Origin of the sequence: Thalassospira indica (assembly GCF_003403095.1) — a bacterium.
GTDB classification, from domain to species: Bacteria; Pseudomonadota; Alphaproteobacteria; order Rhodospirillales; family Thalassospiraceae; genus Thalassospira; species Thalassospira indica.
The window spans coordinates 1009915-1028986 of sequence record NZ_CP031555.1 but is presented as its reverse complement, the minus strand read 5'-3'; the positions used below and the strand labels follow the sequence as shown (position 1 = coordinate 1028986).

General features: G+C 53.5%; 18 protein-coding genes. 14 read left to right on the top strand and 4 right to left on the bottom strand.

The features are described 5' to 3' along the window. Genes hisH through DY252_RS04885 form a run of 6 tightly spaced genes read left to right on the top strand, consistent with a single transcriptional unit; the run spans position 1 to position 5605 of the window. Positions 1–624, top strand: a complete 624-nt coding sequence (hisH, locus tag DY252_RS04910; RefSeq protein WP_064787415.1) for an imidazole glycerol phosphate synthase subunit HisH — start codon at positions 1–3, stop codon at positions 622–624. Continuing rightward, the gene (locus tag DY252_RS04905; protein ID WP_064787416.1) at positions 618–1394 is read left to right on the top strand and encodes an AglZ/HisF2 family acetamidino modification protein; all 777 of its coding nucleotides are present in this window, start codon (positions 618–620) and stop codon (positions 1392–1394) included. Before hisH ends, DY252_RS04905 begins: the two co-directional genes overlap by 7 nt. Further along, positions 1391–2251 (top strand): dTDP-4-dehydrorhamnose reductase family protein, encoded by an 861-nt coding sequence (locus DY252_RS04900; protein ID WP_064787417.1) that lies wholly within the window; start codon positions 1391–1393, stop codon positions 2249–2251. The genes DY252_RS04905 and DY252_RS04900 overlap by 4 nt, the downstream gene beginning before the upstream one ends. An 8-nt stretch (positions 2252–2259) precedes the next feature. Further along, the gene (locus DY252_RS04895; RefSeq protein WP_064787418.1) at positions 2260–3276 is read left to right on the top strand and encodes a polysaccharide biosynthesis protein; all 1017 of its coding nucleotides are present in this window, start codon (positions 2260–2262) and stop codon (positions 3274–3276) included. Then, positions 3269–4393, top strand: coding sequence for a non-hydrolyzing UDP-N-acetylglucosamine 2-epimerase (wecB, locus tag DY252_RS04890; RefSeq protein ID WP_064787419.1), 1125 nt, complete (start codon positions 3269–3271; stop codon positions 4391–4393). Before DY252_RS04895 ends, wecB begins: the two co-directional genes overlap by 8 nt. A gap of 3 nt (positions 4394–4396) precedes the next feature. Next, the gene (locus DY252_RS04885) at positions 4397–5605 is read left to right on the top strand and encodes a glycosyltransferase family 4 protein (protein ID WP_064787420.1); all 1209 of its coding nucleotides are present in this window, start codon (positions 4397–4399) and stop codon (positions 5603–5605) included. Between the two features lie 444 nt (positions 5606–6049). Here the strand turns inward: DY252_RS04885 and mntR are convergent, their stop codons facing one another. Continuing rightward, on the bottom strand, positions 6050–6478 hold the full coding sequence (gene mntR, locus DY252_RS04880) for a manganese-binding transcriptional regulator MntR (RefSeq protein WP_064787421.1): 429 nt from the start codon (positions 6476–6478) through the stop codon (positions 6050–6052). 141 nt (positions 6479–6619) lie between these two features. Between mntR and DY252_RS04875 the strand changes: the two genes are divergently transcribed. The 4 genes from DY252_RS04875 to DY252_RS04860 are packed head-to-tail and all read left to right on the top strand — an operon-like array spanning position 6620 to position 10632. Beyond that, complete coding sequence (locus DY252_RS04875; RefSeq protein WP_064787422.1) at positions 6620–7594, top strand: metal ABC transporter solute-binding protein, Zn/Mn family; 975 nt, start codon at positions 6620–6622, stop codon at positions 7592–7594. 55 nt (positions 7595–7649) lie between these two features. Then, positions 7650–8450 carry a metal ABC transporter ATP-binding protein gene (locus DY252_RS04870; protein ID WP_064787423.1) on the top strand — a complete coding sequence of 267 codons (801 nt, stop codon included), beginning with the start codon at positions 7650–7652 and terminating at the stop codon, positions 8448–8450. 5 nt (positions 8451–8455) lie between these two features. Beyond that, positions 8456–9685 (top strand): metal ABC transporter permease, encoded by a 1230-nt coding sequence (locus DY252_RS04865; RefSeq protein WP_064787424.1) that lies wholly within the window; start codon positions 8456–8458, stop codon positions 9683–9685. After that, entirely contained in the window at positions 9682–10632 is a 951-nt protein-coding gene (locus DY252_RS04860) for a metal ABC transporter permease (RefSeq protein WP_064787425.1), read from the top strand. Before DY252_RS04865 ends, DY252_RS04860 begins: the two co-directional genes overlap by 4 nt. Positions 10633–10684: 52 nt before the next feature. Here the strand turns inward: DY252_RS04860 and DY252_RS04855 are convergent, their stop codons facing one another. Next, positions 10685–11752: a siderophore-interacting protein gene (locus DY252_RS04855; protein WP_064787426.1), complete on the bottom strand. Its 1068-nt coding sequence runs from the start codon at positions 11750–11752 to the stop codon at positions 10685–10687. A gap of 183 nt (positions 11753–11935) precedes the next feature. On the opposite strand from DY252_RS04855, the gene DY252_RS04850 reads away from it, so the two are divergent. The 4 genes from DY252_RS04850 (at position 11936) to DY252_RS04835 (ending at position 16475) form a co-directional block, all read left to right on the top strand. After that, the gene (locus tag DY252_RS04850) at positions 11936–12787 is read left to right on the top strand and encodes a GNAT family N-acetyltransferase (protein WP_064788229.1); all 852 of its coding nucleotides are present in this window, start codon (positions 11936–11938) and stop codon (positions 12785–12787) included. 493 nt (positions 12788–13280) lie between these two features. Continuing rightward, positions 13281–14051, top strand: coding sequence for a motility protein A (locus DY252_RS04845; protein ID WP_040822872.1), 771 nt, complete (start codon positions 13281–13283; stop codon positions 14049–14051). A 44-nt stretch (positions 14052–14095) separates the two neighbouring features. Further along, positions 14096–15037: an OmpA family protein gene (locus DY252_RS04840; protein ID WP_082923336.1), complete on the top strand. Its 942-nt coding sequence runs from the start codon at positions 14096–14098 to the stop codon at positions 15035–15037. A gap of 61 nt (positions 15038–15098) precedes the next feature. Continuing rightward, positions 15099–16475 carry a pentapeptide repeat-containing protein gene (locus DY252_RS04835; RefSeq protein WP_064787427.1) on the top strand — a complete coding sequence of 459 codons (1377 nt, stop codon included), beginning with the start codon at positions 15099–15101 and terminating at the stop codon, positions 16473–16475. Here DY252_RS04835 and DY252_RS04830 read toward each other — a convergent pair. Both DY252_RS04830 and mutL read right to left on the bottom strand, forming a co-directional pair. Then, the gene (locus tag DY252_RS04830) at positions 16472–16987 is read right to left on the bottom strand and encodes a GNAT family N-acetyltransferase (protein ID WP_064787428.1); all 516 of its coding nucleotides are present in this window, start codon (positions 16985–16987) and stop codon (positions 16472–16474) included. The genes DY252_RS04835 and DY252_RS04830 overlap by 4 nt on opposite strands. A gap of 8 nt (positions 16988–16995) precedes the next feature. Further along, positions 16996–18957: a DNA mismatch repair endonuclease MutL gene (gene mutL / locus DY252_RS04825; RefSeq protein WP_064787429.1), complete on the bottom strand. Its 1962-nt coding sequence runs from the start codon at positions 18955–18957 to the stop codon at positions 16996–16998. Positions 18958–19072 lie beyond the last annotated feature (115 nt).

Genomic DNA, 19072 nt, shown 5'->3' with positions numbered 1-19072 from the left:
ATGTACAAGGTGTCGATTGTCGATTACGGCCTAGGCAACATCCGTGCATTCTACCATATTTACCAGCGATTAAATATCCCAGTTGAAGTTGCAGCAACTGTAGAACAGCTGAAGAGTGCACAGAAACTCATATTGCCGGGAGTTGGTGCCTTTGATTGGGCTATGAACAGATTAAATGATTCGGGCCTTCGTGATGTCCTGGATGAACTTGTACTGAACAGGTCGGTGCCTGTTCTAGGGGTTTGTGTTGGAATGCAGATGATGGCATCTAAAAGTGCAGAAGGAGATCTTGCCGGGCTGGGGTGGCTGGATGCAGAAGTTGTACGCTTCAACGTCCCCAAGAATGTTTCCAACCCACTACCCCACATGGGGTGGAATGATGTTTCACCTGTTGAGCAAGAGACGATCTTTAAAGACATTACCTCTCCGCGTTACTACTTTTTACACTCTTACTGTATTCGGCCTGCCCGCGAGGAAAATATCTTGTCGCGGACTTTTTACGGTGAAGATTTCGTTTCTGCAGTAACCAAAGACAATATATTCGGTACGCAATTTCATCCAGAGAAAAGCCATAAGTGGGGAATCGATTTGTTGCGCAATTTCGCGGAGATTTCGCAATGTTAAGGCCACGAATCATCCCTTGCCTCCTCATAAGAAAAGGAGGCCTAGTCAAGACCGTGCGATTTGGCGAGTCAAAATATGTTGGAGATCCACTCAACGCGGTTCGAATCTTTAACGAAAAGCAAGTAGACGAGTTGATGGTGATCGATATAGACGCCACTGTGACCGGCAAAGAACCTAACGAAAAAATGATTTCCGACCTAGCGGCAGAATGCCGGATGCCGCTTTGCTACGGTGGAGGAGTTAAAACAGTCGATCAGGTAGAGCGACTTGTCACTTTAGGAGTGGAAAAAATAGCAATTGGTTCGGCCGCGATAGAAAATCCGGATTTGATTGTTCAAGCTGCAGCACGCGTTGGAAGTCAAAGTATTGTTGGGGTTGTTGATGTAAAAGCGACAGGACTTCTGCGCCGGTATGAAGTGGTAATAAGGAATGGCAGAAAGCGAACCGGTTTTGAGCCTGCAGCCTATGCCCAAAGATTAGAAAATTTGGGTGTTGGAGAGATATTTCTCAACTCTGTCGATTGCGATGGTGAAATGAAAGGTTATGATTTTAACTTAATTGATCGAATAAAGAAGGCCGTAAAATTACCAGTAACTGTTCTTGGTGGAGCAGGGTCTATTAACGACATTAAAGATCTTGTGCAACGCTATCCCGTTATTGGAGCTGCCGCCGGTAGCTTGTTTGTATTTAAGGGAAAATACAAGGCTGTACTTATAAACTACCCTAGCTTAGATGAGAAAGAGGCATTATTGCCAAGTGATCAATTATGAAAACTAAAATATTGATTTTTGGTGCAAGTGGGATGCTTGGGAACACTTTGTTGCGCTATTTCTCTCAGAAAGGCTTGTATCATGTAGTTGGATCGGTACGCGGCACAGGTTCATTGCGAGACATCGCCGACAATGGCTCCTACAGACAGGTTTCGGGTATTGATGCAGAAAATACGGATCACTTATTGCGTGTTTTCGAGATCGCACGCCCTGATGTGGTAGTGAATTGCGTCGGTGTTGTAAAGCAACTGGCAGAGGCAGATGATGAGCTTGTATCCATCCCATTAAACAGTTTATTGCCTCATCGTTTGGCACGGCTGTGCGCTGCAACTGGGAGTCGTTTGATTCATATCAGCACTGATTGCGTCTTTTCTGGAAAGAGTGGCGGGTATACTGAAAGTGATCTACCTGATGCCGTTGACTTATATGGTCGTAGCAAGTTGATGGGAGAGGTTAACTACCCGCATGCGATAACTTTACGAACCTCCTTGATCGGTCATGAGTTGAATGGCGCACGTAGTTTGATTAATTGGTTTCTCTCTCAAGAAGGCAGTGTGCGGGGCTTCACCAAGGCGATATTTTCTGGTTTGCCGACAGTTGAAATCGCCCGGGTTATTGAGACACATGTACTGCCAAATCCTGTATTACATGGGCTATACCACCTTTCGGTGGACCCAATAAGCAAGCATGATCTGCTGACACTCGTGAAAGATATCTATGGCAAGCGGATCGAGATCGTTCCTGATGATGCATTCCTCATCGATCGTTCATTAGATTCCGCACGTTTTCGTCGGGCTACGGGCTATTCGCCAAAATCTTGGCCTGAATTGATTCAAGATATGCATGATTTTGGATAAAAGTATTTATGGAACTTCTCAAAGATAAGGTTCTGATGATTACCGGTGGCACCGGTTCGTTCGGCAGCACGGTCGTCAGGCGGTTTCTCAACAGTGGTGTGCGTGAGATTCGCATTTTCAGCCGGGATGAGAAGAAGCAGGAAGACATGCGCATTGCGCTGAAGGACAGCAAAGCGAAGTTCTATATCGGTGATGTGCGTAACTATGACAGTGTTCATCAAGCCATGCATGGCGTAGATTATGTTTTTCATGCTGCCGCGCTCAAGCAAGTTCCTTCTTGCGAGTTTTATCCGATGGAGGCAGTAAGAACTAATGTATTGGGTGCAGAGAATGTGCTCAATGCCGCTGTTGCAAACGGTGTAAAACGGGTCGTTGTACTCAGTACGGACAAGGCAGTTTATCCCATTAACGCAATGGGTATTTCAAAGGCCATGATGGAAAAGCTGATGATTGCCAAGGCGCGGTTGCGCAGCGAAGGCGAAACGGTTTTGTGCGCGACGCGTTATGGGAATGTGATGGCGTCGCGTGGGTCTGTAATTCCGCTTTTCGTCGATTTGATCAAGGCAGGCAAAACGTTGACTGTGACCGATCCAGAAATGACGCGTTTTTTGATGTCACTGGAAGATTCGGTGGATCTTGTGTTGCATGCATTTGAACATGCAAAGCAGGGCGATATTTTTGTGCAAAAAGCGCCAGCTTCAACGGTTGGTGATCTAGCACAAGCGATGAAAGAGCTGTTTTCTGCCAATAATGCAATTCAAATTATCGGTACTCGACATGGTGAGAAGCTTTATGAGTCACTGCTGTCTCGTGAAGAGATGGCGCGAGCCGAAGACATGAATCGCTATTACCGAATTCCGTCCGATGATCGGGATTTGAACTATGCCAAGTATTTTGTTGAGGGTGAGGCATCAATTTCCAAGAGCGAAGATTACACCTCGCACAACACAGAACAACTCAATGTAGAGCAAATCAAGGCCCTGCTGTTGACGCTCGATTTTATTCAGGATGCCTTGAATGCTTAAGGTGATGACAATTGTCGGTACGCGACCTGAGATCATTCGCCTGTCGCGCACAATCGGGGTGTTGGATCAGCACTGTGATCATTGCCTTGTCCATACCGGCCAAAATTATGACTACGAGTTGAACCAAGTTTTTTTTGAGCAGCTGGAGATTCGCAAGCCAGATATTTTTCTTGAGGCAGCGGGTGCTACTGCAGCTGAAACAATTGGCCAAGTGATTGCCAAGATCGATAGTGTATTGGAAGCTCAAAGACCCGAAGCGGTTCTGATTTTGGGCGATACCAACAGTGCGCTCGCGGCGATTTCAGCAAAGCGTCGTAAGATTCCGATTTTCCATATGGAGGCAGGCAATCGCTCTTTCGATCAGCGCGTACCCGAGGAAATCAATCGGCGAATCGTTGATCACATTGCTGACATCAACCTCACCTATAGCAGCATTGCCCGCGAATACCTGCTGCGCGAGGGTTTGCCCCCTGATCAAGTGATCAAAACCGGCAGCCCTATGTATGAAGTGCTAAACCACTACCTACCGAAGATCGAGTCTTCCGATGTTCTGACGCGCCTGGACCTTGAGAATGAGCGTTACTTTGTTATCAGCGCTCATCGTGAAGAAAACATCGATTCGGAACGGCAATTCGACAAGCTGGTGACTGTGTTAAATGCGGTTGCGGAAGACTACGACTTACCCGTTATTGTCTCAACCCATCCGCGCACTCAGAAGCGCATTGATGCCACAAGAATTTCATTCCATCCACAGGTACGATTGCTAAAACCACTGGGCTTTAATGATTACGTTCACTTACAAGTGCACGCCAAAGCTGTTTTGTCGGACAGCGGAACTATCACGGAAGAGTCTTCGATCCTGAATTTTCCAGCATTGAATATACGCGAAGCGCATGAACGCCCTGAAGGCATGGAAGAGGCAGCCGTTATGATGGTTGGTCTGGACCCGGAGCGGGTAAAACAGGGGCTGTCAATTCTTCAAACACAATCAAGAGGCGATAGTCGATCCTTGCGTTTAGTAGCAGATTACGCAACCCCGAACGTCAGCGAAAAAGTGGTAAGAATTATTCATAGCTATACCGATTATGTTAATCGGGTGGTGTGGAAGAGGTATTGATTCGTGCGTATTCTTGTGGTGCATCGTTACTACTACCCAGACCAAGTGCCATGCGCCAGTATCATGAGCACCATAGCGCGCCGATTGCATCAAGATGGGCACCAAGTCGATGTTTTGACGGGAAAACCAAGCCGAACTATCAACCCTAGTCGTGATAAGGGCGCAAACTCTGACGGTTGTGACGGATTACGGGTTTTCAGGTTGAACTTACAACCTGAAGTCGGTCGTCCCGTCTGGCGGATTATTAACGCTTTGTATCTTGGTCTCAGCCTGCTGGTTAAAGCGATCTTTACGCGTTATGATGTCATTATCTCTACGAGCATTCCCCCTGTTTTAGGCGGTTTTTTTGCATCGCTTGCAGCAAGACTAACCCGTTCACGCTTTATTTATTATTGCATGGACCTTCATCCCGAAGTTGGCCGAGTATCTGGGGATTTTTCCAACCCAGTTCTCTATCGCATACTGCTTCGAATTGATGACTGGAGTTGTAGACAAGCTAGACCCGTATTGGTGCATTCAGAAGATATGCGCAACACGCTGCGAGCACGCTCAAGGGGGAATGAGTATGCAATTGAACTTATGAACAATTTCGCTTTGCCAACCCGGCATAGTAATCAAAGCAAGACTGAATGGCATCACAGTTCATACAATAATCGGCTAACACTGATTTATGCAGGCAACATGGGCCGTTTTCAAGGGCTGGAAACTTTGATCGGTGCCATGGGACTTGTCGCTCATCGCAAGGACATTGAGCTCATTATGATGGGTGAGGGGGGCGCTAAAGCTGATTTGATTAGTCTACAAAAACAGACCAACTCAAATGTGCGGTTCTACGATTATCAACCAGTCGAAGTAGCTAAAGCTGCCATTAATACCGCGGATATTGGATTGGTGATGCTGACTCCCGATATCTACAAATATGCCTATCCGAGCAAAACAATGGCCTATCTGGAACAGGGTTGCCCTATTATTGCTGTGATTGAGGAAGAAAGTGAGCTTGCTAGGACCATGAAATCAGATGGCTATGGATTTTCTATCCCTATAGGAAATACTGAAGCTCTCGCTCAATTATTGATGCAGCTTGCCGATGATATGTCCTGGAAAGAGCCGATGAGACAATCTGCATCGACGGCGTTTGAGAGATACTTCTCTGCCTCAGTTGTGTTGGATAAGTGGACGAAATTGGTCGATCAATCGCACCAAACATCCTAATTGGATGCAATCGGTTCATGCCTTGTGCACTGCGTTACTATTACGAATGTAATAGATAACATCGAAGCTAACCGATTTTCTTGAATTTGGAGACAGCCTGCCAGTCTGTCTATACGGACTGTTAAATGACGGCTTTCGCTAGATACGAGCCAGTCAATCTACAAGCTTTGAAGCGCATATAGCACCGTGCCAAGGAGCTTTATGCAGCCTGGAAACCAACTGCAATCACACTGTCGGACAAATGCTGATGAAATGCTTTCCGTATAGACGCTTGCCATTTTGACCAAGCCTTGGTTACAACTGGGTTAAAATTATTCCAAGCTATTTGGAACGACCTCCAATCCATTCAAAAACAATTCACGGGAAGCCACTTTTCCCGGATTGCATAATCATTGGTCGGCTTAAACCTCTAATTTTGCCTACCTTTTCACAGCAAACATTTACCTAGCGGAGACTTTTTGCAGCAAACACCCTCAAAGTCTCCTCACTCACATGATGCTCGATCCCCTCTGCATCAAACTCGGCAACCTCAGGATCGACCCCAATCGAGACGAGGAAGTTATAAACGATCTGGTGGCGTTCGCGACATTTTTTGGCGAGGGTTTCGCCTTTTTCTGTCAGGAAGATCGAGCGGTAGGGGCGTGAGGTGACGTAGCCGTCGCGTTCCAGGCGCTTGATGGTGTTATTCACGGTCGCTGCCGTTACGCCAAAGCGCTCGGCAAGGGCGACTGAGCGCGCCTCTCCTTCTTCGGCAATCAGGTCGCCGATCATTTCCACGTAGTCTTCGGTCACTTCGCGGGCGTGCGCATCGCGCAGGCGCGCAAAAACTTCGGCCTTGTTGTGACGCGGGTTAAGCTGGGTGTCGTCGCCCATTAAACTCTCCAATCCAGACTCCTGAAACCTTCATAACAAGTAAGTTGGCAAATAGCAATTTAGCCTTGACTAACTTTAAAAGTCCGCACATAAATAGGGGACATTTACCTGAGTAATTCCAATTAGCTTTCGGATGCCCTGATGCCGTTTTTCCCCACTGCCCGACCCATCGCTCGTTATCTTGTTGCACTTGCCTTTGCGCTGTTTGTTGGCGCGGGCGTTGCGCATGCGAAGCCGCTGAATGTGGTTGCGACCACATCAATGATTGCCGATGCCGCGCGTCAGGTCGCCGGTGATCGGGCAGAGGTGACGGCGCTTATGGGGCCGGGTGTGGATCCGCATTCCTATCGTCAGACGCGAAGCGATATTGCCGCCCTGGCGCGTGCCGATCTTGTTTTATGGCATGGCCTTTATCTGGAGGCGCAGCTTGAAGAGTTCTTCCTTGATCTTGGCAAGCGGCGCAACGTGGTTGCTGTCGGCGAAGCCGTGGCGCGCGAAAAGCTTCTGAGCCATGCGGACTATGAAGGCCGGTTTGATCCGCATGTCTGGATGGATCCGAAGCTCTGGGAAACCGTCGTTTATGCCGTGCGCGATGCCCTGATCAAAACCGATCCCGATGGTGAGGCCACCTATAATGCCAATGCCGATGCCCATGTGGCCGAGATCGAAAAACTGGTCGACTACATGACATCCGTCACCGCCACCGTGCCAAAGCAAAGCCGCGTGCTGTTGACTGCCCATGATGCCTTTAGCTATTTCGGACGTGGCTATGATTTCGATGTGCTGGGCATTCAGGGCATCTCAACAGAGTCTGAAGCCGGCCTTCGTCGGGTCGAGGAACTGGTCGACACCATTGTCGAGCGCAAGATATCAGCCGTCTTTGTCGAAAGCTCCGTCCCGGAACGTAATGTGCGTGCCCTGATCGAAGGGGCTTCTGCCCGTGGCCAGGACGTTACGATTGGTGGTACGTTGTATTCCGATGCGATGGGTGAACCCGGCACCTATGAAGGCACCTATATCGGCATGATCGATCACAATGCGACATTGATCACCCGTGCCCTTGGCGGCGATGCCCCCGAAGGCGGTTTTCAGGGCAAGCTTGCGGCCGGATCATAACCGCTTCACATATTAATCCAGATGGCATGAAGCAAAACGAAGCAGGATACACACCATGAGCAGCGCCAAACTGGTTGCAGAATCAGGCAAGATACTGGACGTCGCATCCAAGGACGCGCCGCTGACCGTGCGCGGACTTACGGTATCTTATGGCAATAAGCCGGCTGTGTTTTCCGTTGATGCTTCGATCCCGGCGGGCTCCATGACCGCAATCATCGGCCCGAATGGTGCCGGCAAATCGACTTTCCTGAAAGGTGCACTTGGTGTGGTGCCGCGCCTTTCCGGCGAAGTGCGCATTTTTGGCAAGCTGTTTGAAGATGCCCGCGATCGCGTCGCCTATGTGCCGCAGCGCGCCAGTGTGGATTGGGATTTCCCGGCGCGTGTGATCGATGTCGTCCTGATGGGGCTTTATGGATCGGTCGGGCTGTTTCGCCTGTGGCGCGCGCGCCATCGGGAACAGGCGATGGAGTGCCTGAAACGCGTTGGCATGGCCGATTTCGCAGATCGTCAGATCGGCCAACTTTCCGGCGGCCAGCAGCAACGTGTCTTTCTGGCGCGTGCCTTGGCCCAAAATGCCGAGTTCTATTTGCTTGATGAGCCGTTTGCCGGGGTGGATGCTGCGACTGAACGCGCGATTGTTTCTGTGCTTAAGGAACTTAAATCCGAGGGCCGCACAGTCGTCTGCGTGCATCATGATCTTTCGACCGTCGCCGAGTATTTTGACCGGGTTCTTCTGATCAATGTCCGGCGCATTGCCGAAGGCCCGGTGGATACGACATTCACAGCCGAGAACCTTCAGGAAACTTATGGTGGTCGACTTGCCGCCACCCATATCGATGAATTGCATCTGGCGTAACGCACATGGGATTTGGTGATTATTTCATAAGCGCCCTTTTCCTGCAGGCTGGCTATAACAGCGCGCTTGTTGCAATCGGTGCGGGCTTGCTCGGCCTGTCGGCCGGCAGTGCCGGGGCGTTTATTTTCCTGCGCAAACGGGCCTTGGTTTCCGATGCGATCAGCCACGCCACCCTGCCCGGTGTCGGGCTTGCATTCATCATTATGGTGGCGTTTGGCAGTGACGGGCGCTGGTTGCCGGGGCTTATTCTGGGATCGGCGATTTCATCGGCCATCGGGCTTTTGATGGTCGAATGGATCACACGCAAAACCCGCCTGACAGAGGATGCCGCCATTGGTGCGGTTCTTTCGGTATTTTTCGGATTTGGCATCGTTCTTTTGACCGTCATCCAGACCATGTCATCAGGCCGTCAGGCCGGGCTTGAAAACTTCCTGCTGGGCTCCACCGCTGGCATGTTGATTTCAGAAGCCACCACCATCGCCGTTGCGGGGGCCATGGCGGCAGGCTTTGTTTTCCTGCTTCGGCGTCCGATGACGCTGGTGGCATTTGATCCGGAATATGCCGCGACCACTGGCGTTAATGTCCGCAATATCGATTTGGCCATGATGGGGCTTGCCCTGATTGTCACGGTGATCGGACTTAAGATCGTCGGCCTTATCCTGATTGTGGCCCTTTTGATCATTCCGCCGGTGGCGGCGCGGTTCTGGACCAATCAGGTCGGCAAGATGATCGGCATTGCCGCCGTCATTGGCGGTCTTTCGGGTTATGTCGGGGCGGTATTATCGGCCGCGCACGCAGCACTTCCGACTGGTCCGATCATTGTTCTGGTGGCCTTTGGGTTCTTTATGATCTCTGCCCTGTTTTCGCCGTTGCGTGGCGGGCTGGCGTCCGCCCTGCGGCATCAACGGTTTCAGCTCCGCGTGCATCGCCGGCAAGGCTTGCTGTCGCTTGCGCGCCGTGAACCGATTTATGACGGGCTGACCATACGCATCCTGCGCCGCGCCGGGATGATCCGCGCAGACGGGGTTGCCACCGCACGCGGCCGCATTGCCGCCGAAAAGGCCGCCCATGACGAAGCCCGCTGGGCGATGGCGCGCCGGATGCTGCCCGATGATTCCACTATTGAACGTTATGACGGGCTGACCCCGATTGAACGGATGATGACGCCCGACCAAATCGCCGAGATTGATCGCATGATCCAGAACGCACAAACCACACAGGGAGCAAAGGCATGATCGATAACCTGATCACAGCCCTTGGCGCGGAGTTTGTCCAGCTGAGCCTGACGCCAATTGTGATTGGCACGCTGGCCGCCATCGCATGCGCGCTTCCGGGTAATTTCCTGTTGCTGCGCAGGCAGGCCCTGATTGGGGATGCGATCAGTCACGTTGTCCTGCCCGGTATTGTTGTGGCCTTTCTGGTGACCGGCACCATCACCGCCGTTCCGATGATGCTGGGTGCAGGGGCGGCCGCAATCATCGCCGTGGTCATGATCGAAATCGTCAAACGCCTCGGGCGGGTTGAACCGGGGGCCGCTATGGGGCTGGTTTTCACAACCCTGTTTGCCGCCGGTGTTTTGTTCCTTGAAATTACCGATACCAGTTCTGTGCATATTGATGTGCAGCACGCGTTGCTGGGCAATCTTGAAAGTCTGATCTGGTTTGATGCCGAAGGCTGGGGATCGCTTTTGGATCCGGCAGCCCTTGCGACCCTGCCACCGCAATTGCCGCGTCTGGCGGTTGTTCTGGTCGGCATCGGGCTGTGCATTTTCCTGTTCTGGAAAGAATTGAAAATCTCGACCTTTGATGCCGCCTTTGCCGGGGCGATTGGTATTCGTACCCGCGTCCTTGGCTTTGCGCTGGTCGTGGCAACAGCCGTTGCCGCCGTCGCGGCCTTTGATGCGGTCGGGTCGATTATCGTGATTGCGATGTTTGTCTGCCCGCCTGCAAGTGCGCGCCTGATGACCAATCAGTTGGCCCGTCAAGTCGGATGGTCGGTCGTGTTTGCGACCATCTCGGCCATTCTGGGCTATGTCTTGGCGGGGTATGGTCCGGGCTGGTTCGGATCGCCCTATGCGGTCAGTGCCGCGGGCATGATCGCCACGGTTTCCGGTGTGATCCTTATTCTGACCTGCCTGTTTGGCCCGCAACGCAAACGCGTTGGCCAGCAGGCCGAAGCCTGACAGTTTCCGAACACGCAGCTGCCTTCAACAGACATTCGCGGTGAGCCGGGATTTAGCGCCCGGCCTTGCGCCAGAATGTCATCGCAACACAGCGATCACGATCAAGGCCACATTCCTTGCGCCAGTAACTGTGGATCGGTTTGTAGTCCGCCTGTTCCACCCCGGCCCAGCAATAGACGCGATCATGCGCATCAGGAATGTCCACGGATCGAACAGCATCCTGAATCAGGCTGCGTTCGACAGGGTGTTGATCATCGCGAAACAGCCATTGAACTTGTATCTGACTGTTGGTGGGCACCGCGATAACGTCTGATCTGTTTGCGACTTCAATAATCGCGTGGCCGGTTACATGGTCCGGCATTTCGGCCAGATAGCGCCCAATCGCCGGCAAGGCGGTTTCATCGCCGGCCAACAGAACCCAGTCGGCCTCGGGCAATGCGGATCCCAACGGACCGGTCATCGCCACGACATCCCCGGGGCTTGCATGCATGGCAAAGGCCGAACCGGGGCCATTATCGCCATGCATCACAAAGTCGACATCGATCCAGCCGGCCTCGGCGTCGATTGCACGGATCGTATAGACGCGTTGTTCGATGATGTTTTCACCGCTTGGCCAGACGGGCATGCCGTTATCGGCAAGGGTCGGCCATTGCGGATTTTTCTGCCCACGCGGCGGGATCAGAAGCCGGACATGGATGCTACCCGTGTCATAGGCATCAAGATCGCAGGCATGAAGGCGCAATCGTCGCATATGCGGTGAAAGGTCGGTGATTTCGCCCAATGTCAGCTCGCAGAAATTCGGCAGTTTGCCGTTGCTTTTGCCCGCCCCCGTCCAGCGGCAGTCAAGATCAGCATCGGGTGCAGCCCCCTGCAGGATGGAAATGATCGCCGACTTCATCTGGATGACGTCGACCTCGGTCTTCGCGCCGACTTCGACCTCAAGTGTGGTTTCCGTGCTGCTGAGCTGAATATGGCCAATGGAAACCGAAATCCGCGTTTGATCCCCATCCCCTATGACGTCGCAATCATGTTCGCGATAGAACGCGGCGGCCTGTTTGATCAGGGCGGCACTGTCTGGAAGTGCGATGCGCGTTTTGGCCGTCAGAAACGATGTGGACATGGGGCTCTCGGATAAAGGGGGCGGACAAGATGTGTTTGTCTGTAATAATAACAATGATAGGCATTCTCAATAAAAATTATCATTGATTTTAGCGGTGCGTGATAGATGTTTGGCACATGCGTTTGCCCTGTCAGTGGCGGCAAGCGCGACCTTGATCTGTTTATTGGAAGTCTGAACAAAGCGATGCCTGACAAAATCCGCCGCCTGAAATCATTCGAGTTTCCCCTTGCTGTTGAATGGGCCGCCAAAGAGGGCTGGAACCCCGGCCTTGCCGATGCAGAGGTGTTTTTCAACACCGACCCGGAGGGGTTCTGGGGCGCGTTTGACAAACAGGGACTGGCGGCAGTGATTTCAGCAGTCCAGTACAGCTCGGACTTTGGCTTTGTCGGATTTTACATCTGCCGCCCGGATCGTCGCGGGTCGGGTCTTGGCTATCGCCTTTGGCAGGCGGTGCTTGAGGGCAGCGTTCCCAAAACCATCGGACTTGATGGCGTTGTTGGTCAGCAGGACAATTATCGCAAATCGGGTTTTGAGTTTGCCCATCGCAACATTCGTTTTGGCGGTGTCGTCACGGCCAGTGGCGAAACACCAGATGATCTGTTCACACTTGCGGTCGATGACATTGCCATTGTCGATGCGTTCGAGCAGACCTGTAACCTGTTCGCCGAGAGCCGGATTGAGTTCCTGCGTGGCTGGATTGGCCATGACAAACACAAAGCCCTTGCCCTTAAGGGGCCGATGGGTGTTCGCGCATATGGCGTGATCCGCCCGTGCCTTGAAGGACACAAGATCGGCCCGCTATTTTCCCCCAATGCCAAGGATGCAAAAACCCTGTTTTGTGCCCTTTTGCAAAGCCGGGATGATCAGGAGGGCAAGGTTTATCTTGATGTGCCCGAACCCAATCAGGCAGCAGTTGATCTGGCCACGGCGCATGGCATGGTGCCGGAGTTTGAAACCGCACGTATGTACAAGGGAACAGCCCCGAAGCTTGATCTTGATATGATTTTCGGGATTTCGTCGTTCGAACTGGGCTAGTTTGAGCCAAGTTTTTCGACAAGCTTTACCGCTAAGCCCTTGCAAACATCAGAAAATGTCAGAATTCCGGTTCTGTTTGTGGGTGCTTCCTTGGTGTAAAACCAAAGAGCCCCGCCACAGGAATAGAATTTTCTTATTCTTAGGGCGGGGTTGAGTGCTGTTCAAAAGTCTGGCAACAAACATTTAACGCCATAAGTATATGCCTTTCTAAACCAAGGCAGTAACTTCGTCACCGAACGGCGATGATTATCGGCGTCATTTGGTCATTGTCGGCAAGAAGTTGCTGCAAGCATATGGAAAACCAGTAACACAGTCCCAATTTCAGGAGTGTAGTTCGCGTTTCATTTCCATCTGGCAGCCTTTTAAGCAGACGGATTTCATCTGTGTGTCTGTCAGACCACTGATTAGTGTACGACCCGCCACGTGTCGCCTGCCCCCGTTTGGTACCGATGCGTTTGACGAACTTGTTTTAAGGCCGGATTTTAAAACCGACATGGATATAGCGACACTTATTGGAATTATCGCCGGGATGGGCGTTATTTTTGGCGCCATCTTGATGGGTGGCAGCCTTGATTCCTTTGTCGACCTTCCATCCGTCATGGTGGTGTTTGGCGGAACAGCCGCCGCCACCCTGATCAAATTCCCGATGCGTGATGTTATCAAGTCGCTCAAGATCGGCATCGGCATTGCGTTCAAGAACCCCAAGGAAGACCCGCTTTCGATCTATGAAAAGGCGATCGAACTTGCTGGGATCGTGCGCAAGAACGGCCTTTTGGGACTTGAAAGCGTTGAAGTCGAAAATGAAATCATGGCGCGCGGTATCCGCATGTGCGTGGATGGTCATAGCGGCGAGGTAATCCGCAGCTCGATTTCAAGCGAGGTGGAAAAATCCATCCAGAATGACGAGCTTGGAGAACTGATGTTCCGTGGCATCGGTGACACCGCACCGGCATTCGGCATGATCGGGACACTGGTTGGTCTTGTGCAGATGCTGGCCAACCTCTCAGACCCGGATGCCATCGGCCCGGCCATGGCAATTGCGATGCTGACCACCTTCTATGGCGCTGTTCTCGCCAACCTAATCGCGCTTCCGGTTGCCGACAAACTGGCGCTTAAGGTTGATCGTTTGAAAAACACCAAACAGCTGATCATTGAATCCGTGGTGCAGATCCAGGCCAGCCAGAGCCCGATGGTGATGAAGGAAATCCTCGGTCCCTATCTTCCGGGTGGCATTCCGGCCGATCCTGAAGATGGTGGTGCATGATCATGATGGCAGCGCGCATTCAGGCAGCAGACTGGGCATAGGCGATGGCAAAGAAACCAGCAGCAGGCGCACCGGCTTGGATGGCGACATTCGCCGATCTGATGTCGTTGCTGCTTGTCCTGTTTGTGCTGTTGCTGACTTTCGCCGAGATGGACGTCATCCGCTACAAACAGATTGCCGGTTCGGTCAAGGCGGCCTTTGGTTTTTCCCAACAAGATCAACTTGCTGGCGTGATCGAGCTTGATGGCTCAATCGTTGGCAAATCGCTTAAGGCGCCAACACCCGATACCCCGCGCGTGGTGTCGGAAATTCCGCGGGCCGAGACCCCGGAAGTTGAAAGCAACGAAACCGACAGCAAGGAAGAAAAGGCCGAGGCGCTTGAAGAAACGCTTGGCAAGGTTCTTGATAATATGGGCCTTCAGGATCAGGTCGGGCTGGAGCGTATCGACGGCGAGGTTGTCATGCGCTTTCCCAACGAACTGGCCTTTCCGTCCGGCTCGTCCGGCATGACAGATGAATTTGCCGCCATCCTCAATCGCGTCGCACCGGTGATCAACCAGACCGCAGGCGAAATTTTTGTCGCCGGTCACACCGATAACGTTCCTGTTTCGGCGTCGTCTCCCTATATATCGAACTGGGACCTGTCGGCGGCACGTGCGACGTCGGTTCTGCATTTTCTGATCGATCAGAACGGCACAGACCCGAGCCGCATGGTCATTCAGGGATATGGCGACAGTCGACCATTGGCGACCAACGATACCCCCGAGGGGCGGGCGACCAACCGTCGGGTTGAAATAACCATTGAAATGGTCGAGACCAATTTTGACGCCGACGCCAACGGCGCATCAGAAGGCAGCGAATTCAGAGCCCCGTCAAACGGTGGAGAAGACTTTGATGATGGTGCAAATCCGGGAACCGGTGATGCCAGCAGAAATCCACACTCTGAATCACGGCGTACTTTCAGCATTCCGTCAGACAGCCCCTGACAGAAGTCTGCCAACGGGACCCGATCCAAAAAACGCGTGAGCAAAGGGAACACCGCCCATCATGGCGAGCCATGCCAACAAGAAAAAGACAATCCTGTATGCGGATTACAGCGAACGGAACATCAGTGCCGCGCGGGCAGCCGTTGAGCATTTTGGCTTTGGCAAATTCGTTGAGTGTGACGACCGCGAACGCACGCTCGAACTGATTGCCGAGCTTAAACCGGATCTGGTTCTGATCGGTCTTTATCTTGATGGCATCCGCGGTATTTCGACCATTCGCGCCATTCGTGACGCCGCCACGAGAGGAAATCCCCATGGCAGTATCGTCCCGATCCTGCTTGGCGCGCCGAAACTGGATCGCCGCGGTATGCGCGATGCGGTCGACGCCGGGATCGAAGGCGTTTTTCGCCAACCGATTGATCCAGAACGCCTGACCAAGATCATTGAGACGGTCCTGAAAAAACCACGCCGGTTCGTGCTGGAGGAAAACTATTTCGGCCCGGCACGGCCACAGGACCTTGCGAAAATGGCGGCTTCGAATGCCACCAGCGCGAGCGCAAAGCCAAAAAATCCGACGGCAACAGCCCCTGAAAGCACCGCGACTTCCGAAACACCGGAAAACGACGGTGCCGGGCCGAAAACGCAAACAAAACCCGCCAAACCGTCGCCTGCCATTGGTATGACGACAAATCTCGACATCGCCGATAGCCGACCACGCCTGAACGGTGCCGGTCAGACATTTGGTGATGGCGAGCTTGTTGGTGTTCCGAGTGCGCGTGACAAACGCACGCGTGCACAGAACATAGAGGCCCTTCAATCTGCCAAAGAGGTCCTGCCTGCCGCCGTTGCCAGTGACGAACCAAAGCTATCTGATGCCGCTGATGAACCGATTGAGGCCGAGGATGACACCACGACAGAAGACGAGGAACTCGTCGAGATTGACCTGCATGCGGCGTTGATCAGCCACAAGCTTTGGGTTGATACCGGCGGGCGCGAGGGGTCGGTGATGTCCATCGAACATGCCGATCTGCGCGAGGCCGAGTTGGAAGGAATTGACCTCAGCCGGTGTGGATTGCCGTTTGCCAGTTTCCATCGTGCCAATTGCAAGGATGCGGTACTGCGCCGGTGCAACCTGGTTGCCGCGGACTTTGGTGAAAGCAATCTGGATAACGCCAACTTGGCGGCAAGCCGCCTTTCAGGCGCACGGTTTAGCAAGGCGATGATGCGCAACACGGTATTTTTGGGATCAGACTTGTCCAATGCCAATTTCCGGGGCCTCAAGATGGTCAATTGTGATCTGAGCGGTACCAATCTGGCCGGAACGGATTTCCGCGATGCGGATCTGAGTGGCACGCGCGGGCTGTTTGCCGAGCAAATCCAACGGGCACGCGTCAACGCCAATACCCGCCTGCCCCACGACCTGAAACTCCGTGATTAGTCGAGATCACAGACCATATGCAGACTGGGAAAACGGAAGTCCGGCGCAAAAGGTGCTTCGAAATTACCGATCACCCGAAAGCCACGTGACTCATAAAACCGTCTGGCGGTCAGGGTTGAATAACATTCAAAGCGCGTGACATTTTCAGATGCCTTGGCATCACGCACGCAGCGATCAAATAGCATGCTGGCAATGCCCTTGCGCGCGTGATCAGGATCGACGGCGAAATGCCGGACGTGGGCCAGCCCCGGTTGGACATCACCTTCCTGGCTTCCGGGCCGAACCGCTGTCCAGCCACCTGCGCCGACAACGTCACCGGCCTCTGTCCTGGCGATATAATAGGTGCCCGAACTTAATAGCTCGGGCTTTGCAAAGGTGAGAAACGGCATGGCGCGTTCAAGCATTTCCGGCGCATAGTCATCGGCCAAAAAAGTCGCATAAGACCGCGCAAACAAGGCACGGATGGCCGGGGCATCGTCAAGGGTCGCGATATGAAGCGTGATCGCCGCCATCTGTTTTCCTACCTGCGGCCAAACATCTTTTCGATGTCGTTAAGCTTAAGCTCAACATAGGTCGGGCGGCCATGGTTGCATTGCCCTGAATGCGGGGTGGCTTCCATCTGGCGCAGAAGGGCGTTCATTTCATCGGCATTAAGCTTGCGCCCGGACCGTACAGAACCATGGCACGCCATGGTAGCACAGACATACATCAGCCTGTCTTTTAGCGCCATGCCCTGCCCTAGTTCGGCAATTTCATCGGCCATGTCGCGCACCAGCGCACTGACATCAACCTTGCCCAGCATGGCCGGCACTTCGCGGACAACAATTGCGCCCGGGCCAAATGGCTCGATCACCAGACCCAGTTCAGCAAACTCATCGGCGCGATCGGCGATCCGATCAGCGGACGCTTCGTCGAGTTCGACGACTTCGGGCAGCAACAGCCCTTGTCTCTTCACGCCACTTTCGGCCAGATCAGCCTTCATGCGTTCATAGACAATGCGTTCGTGTGCGGCGTGCTGATCGACAATCACCAGACCATCGCGGGTCTGGGCAATGATGTAATTGGCATGGACCTGCCCGCGCGCAGCCCCCAGCGGATGATCAACAAACTTACCTTCATCGGCGATGTTATCAATGCGCGCGGACGGTGCGGCGGCGTCATAGCCACCCGACAGGGCTGCTGCCGCGGCAGCCGCAAAGCCGCCCTCGCCGCCCGCGATGTTAGCGCTACCACCCGATCCGCCAAACTCGCGCCCGCGATCAAACAGGCCGCCATAGTTTCCTTGATTTTCCATCGGTGCCTGGGCGGCGTAATTGCGTTCAATCGCGGCGTGGCCCGGCACGTTTGGCTGATAATGTCCGATGTTAAATCCGCTGCCACCGCCGCTTCGTGCGCCACCGCCATAAGGAAGTGAGGGTCCCTCACCTTCGCGGCGCACGGCCCCCAAGGCCATATCGGCCACCGTAGTCGAGGCACGATGCCCCGCCCCGGCCAGCGCATGTTTAAGTGCGCCGACAATCAAGCCACGCACCATGCCCGGATCACGGAACCGGACCTCCGTCTTGCCGGGATGGACGTTGACGTCGACATCGCGCGGGGAAAGTTCAAAGAAAAGTGCTAGCAACGGATGGCGATCACGTGCGAGGAAATCCTGATAGGCGCCGCGCACTGCGCCCTGCAGCAGCCGGTCCTTGACCGGGCGGCCATTGACAAACATGAACTGCATCTGGGCATTACCACGGTTCAATGTCGGCACCCCGGCATAACCGGTTAGACGGATGCCTTCACGCTCGGCCTCGATCTGAAGGGCGTTATCCTGAAATTCGCGCCCCATAACCGCGCCCAGCCGTTTCAGACGGGCATCAAACAGATCACCCTCGCAGGCCGGGTAATTCAGGATGGTTTTGTTGTTATCACCACTGAGTGTAAAGCCGACATCCGGGCGCGCCATCGCCAGGCGATCCATGATCTCGCGCGCATACATTTGTTCGGTCCGCGCGGTTTTAAGGAACTTCAGGCGTGCTGGCGTGGCATAGAAAAGATCACGTACCTCAACCCGCGTGCCATAGGGATGAGCAGCCGGTTCCGGTGCGCCCTTGGCCCCGCCTTCAACCGCCAGCGTCCAGGCATTTTCAGAGCCGCGCACACGGCTGGTCAGGCGCATGCGCGACACTGATCCGATCGATGGCAAGGCCTCGCCGCGAAAGCCCATGAAACCGATATTGAAAAGATCATCATCGGGCAGTTTGGATGTGGCGTGGCGTTCGACGGCCAGTGCCAGTTCGTCCGGCGTCATGCCCTTGCCGTCATCGGTAACGGATAACAACGTCCGACCACCATCGCGCAGATTGACATCCACCTTGGTCGCCCCGGCATCCAAAGCGTTTTCAACCAGTTCCTTAAGCGCAGCCGCAGGACGTTCGACCACCTCACCGGCGGCAATCTGGTTGATCAGGTTCTGTGGCAGGACGCGCAGGGTCATGAAGGCGGTGCTCGTGATGTTTGTCTTGGTTGGGATGAACCTACCAAAGCACAAAGCGCGGCGAAATCCCTTTCACCGCGCTTTGTAACTTTTAAGGCCCAATGGCTCGTCTGCG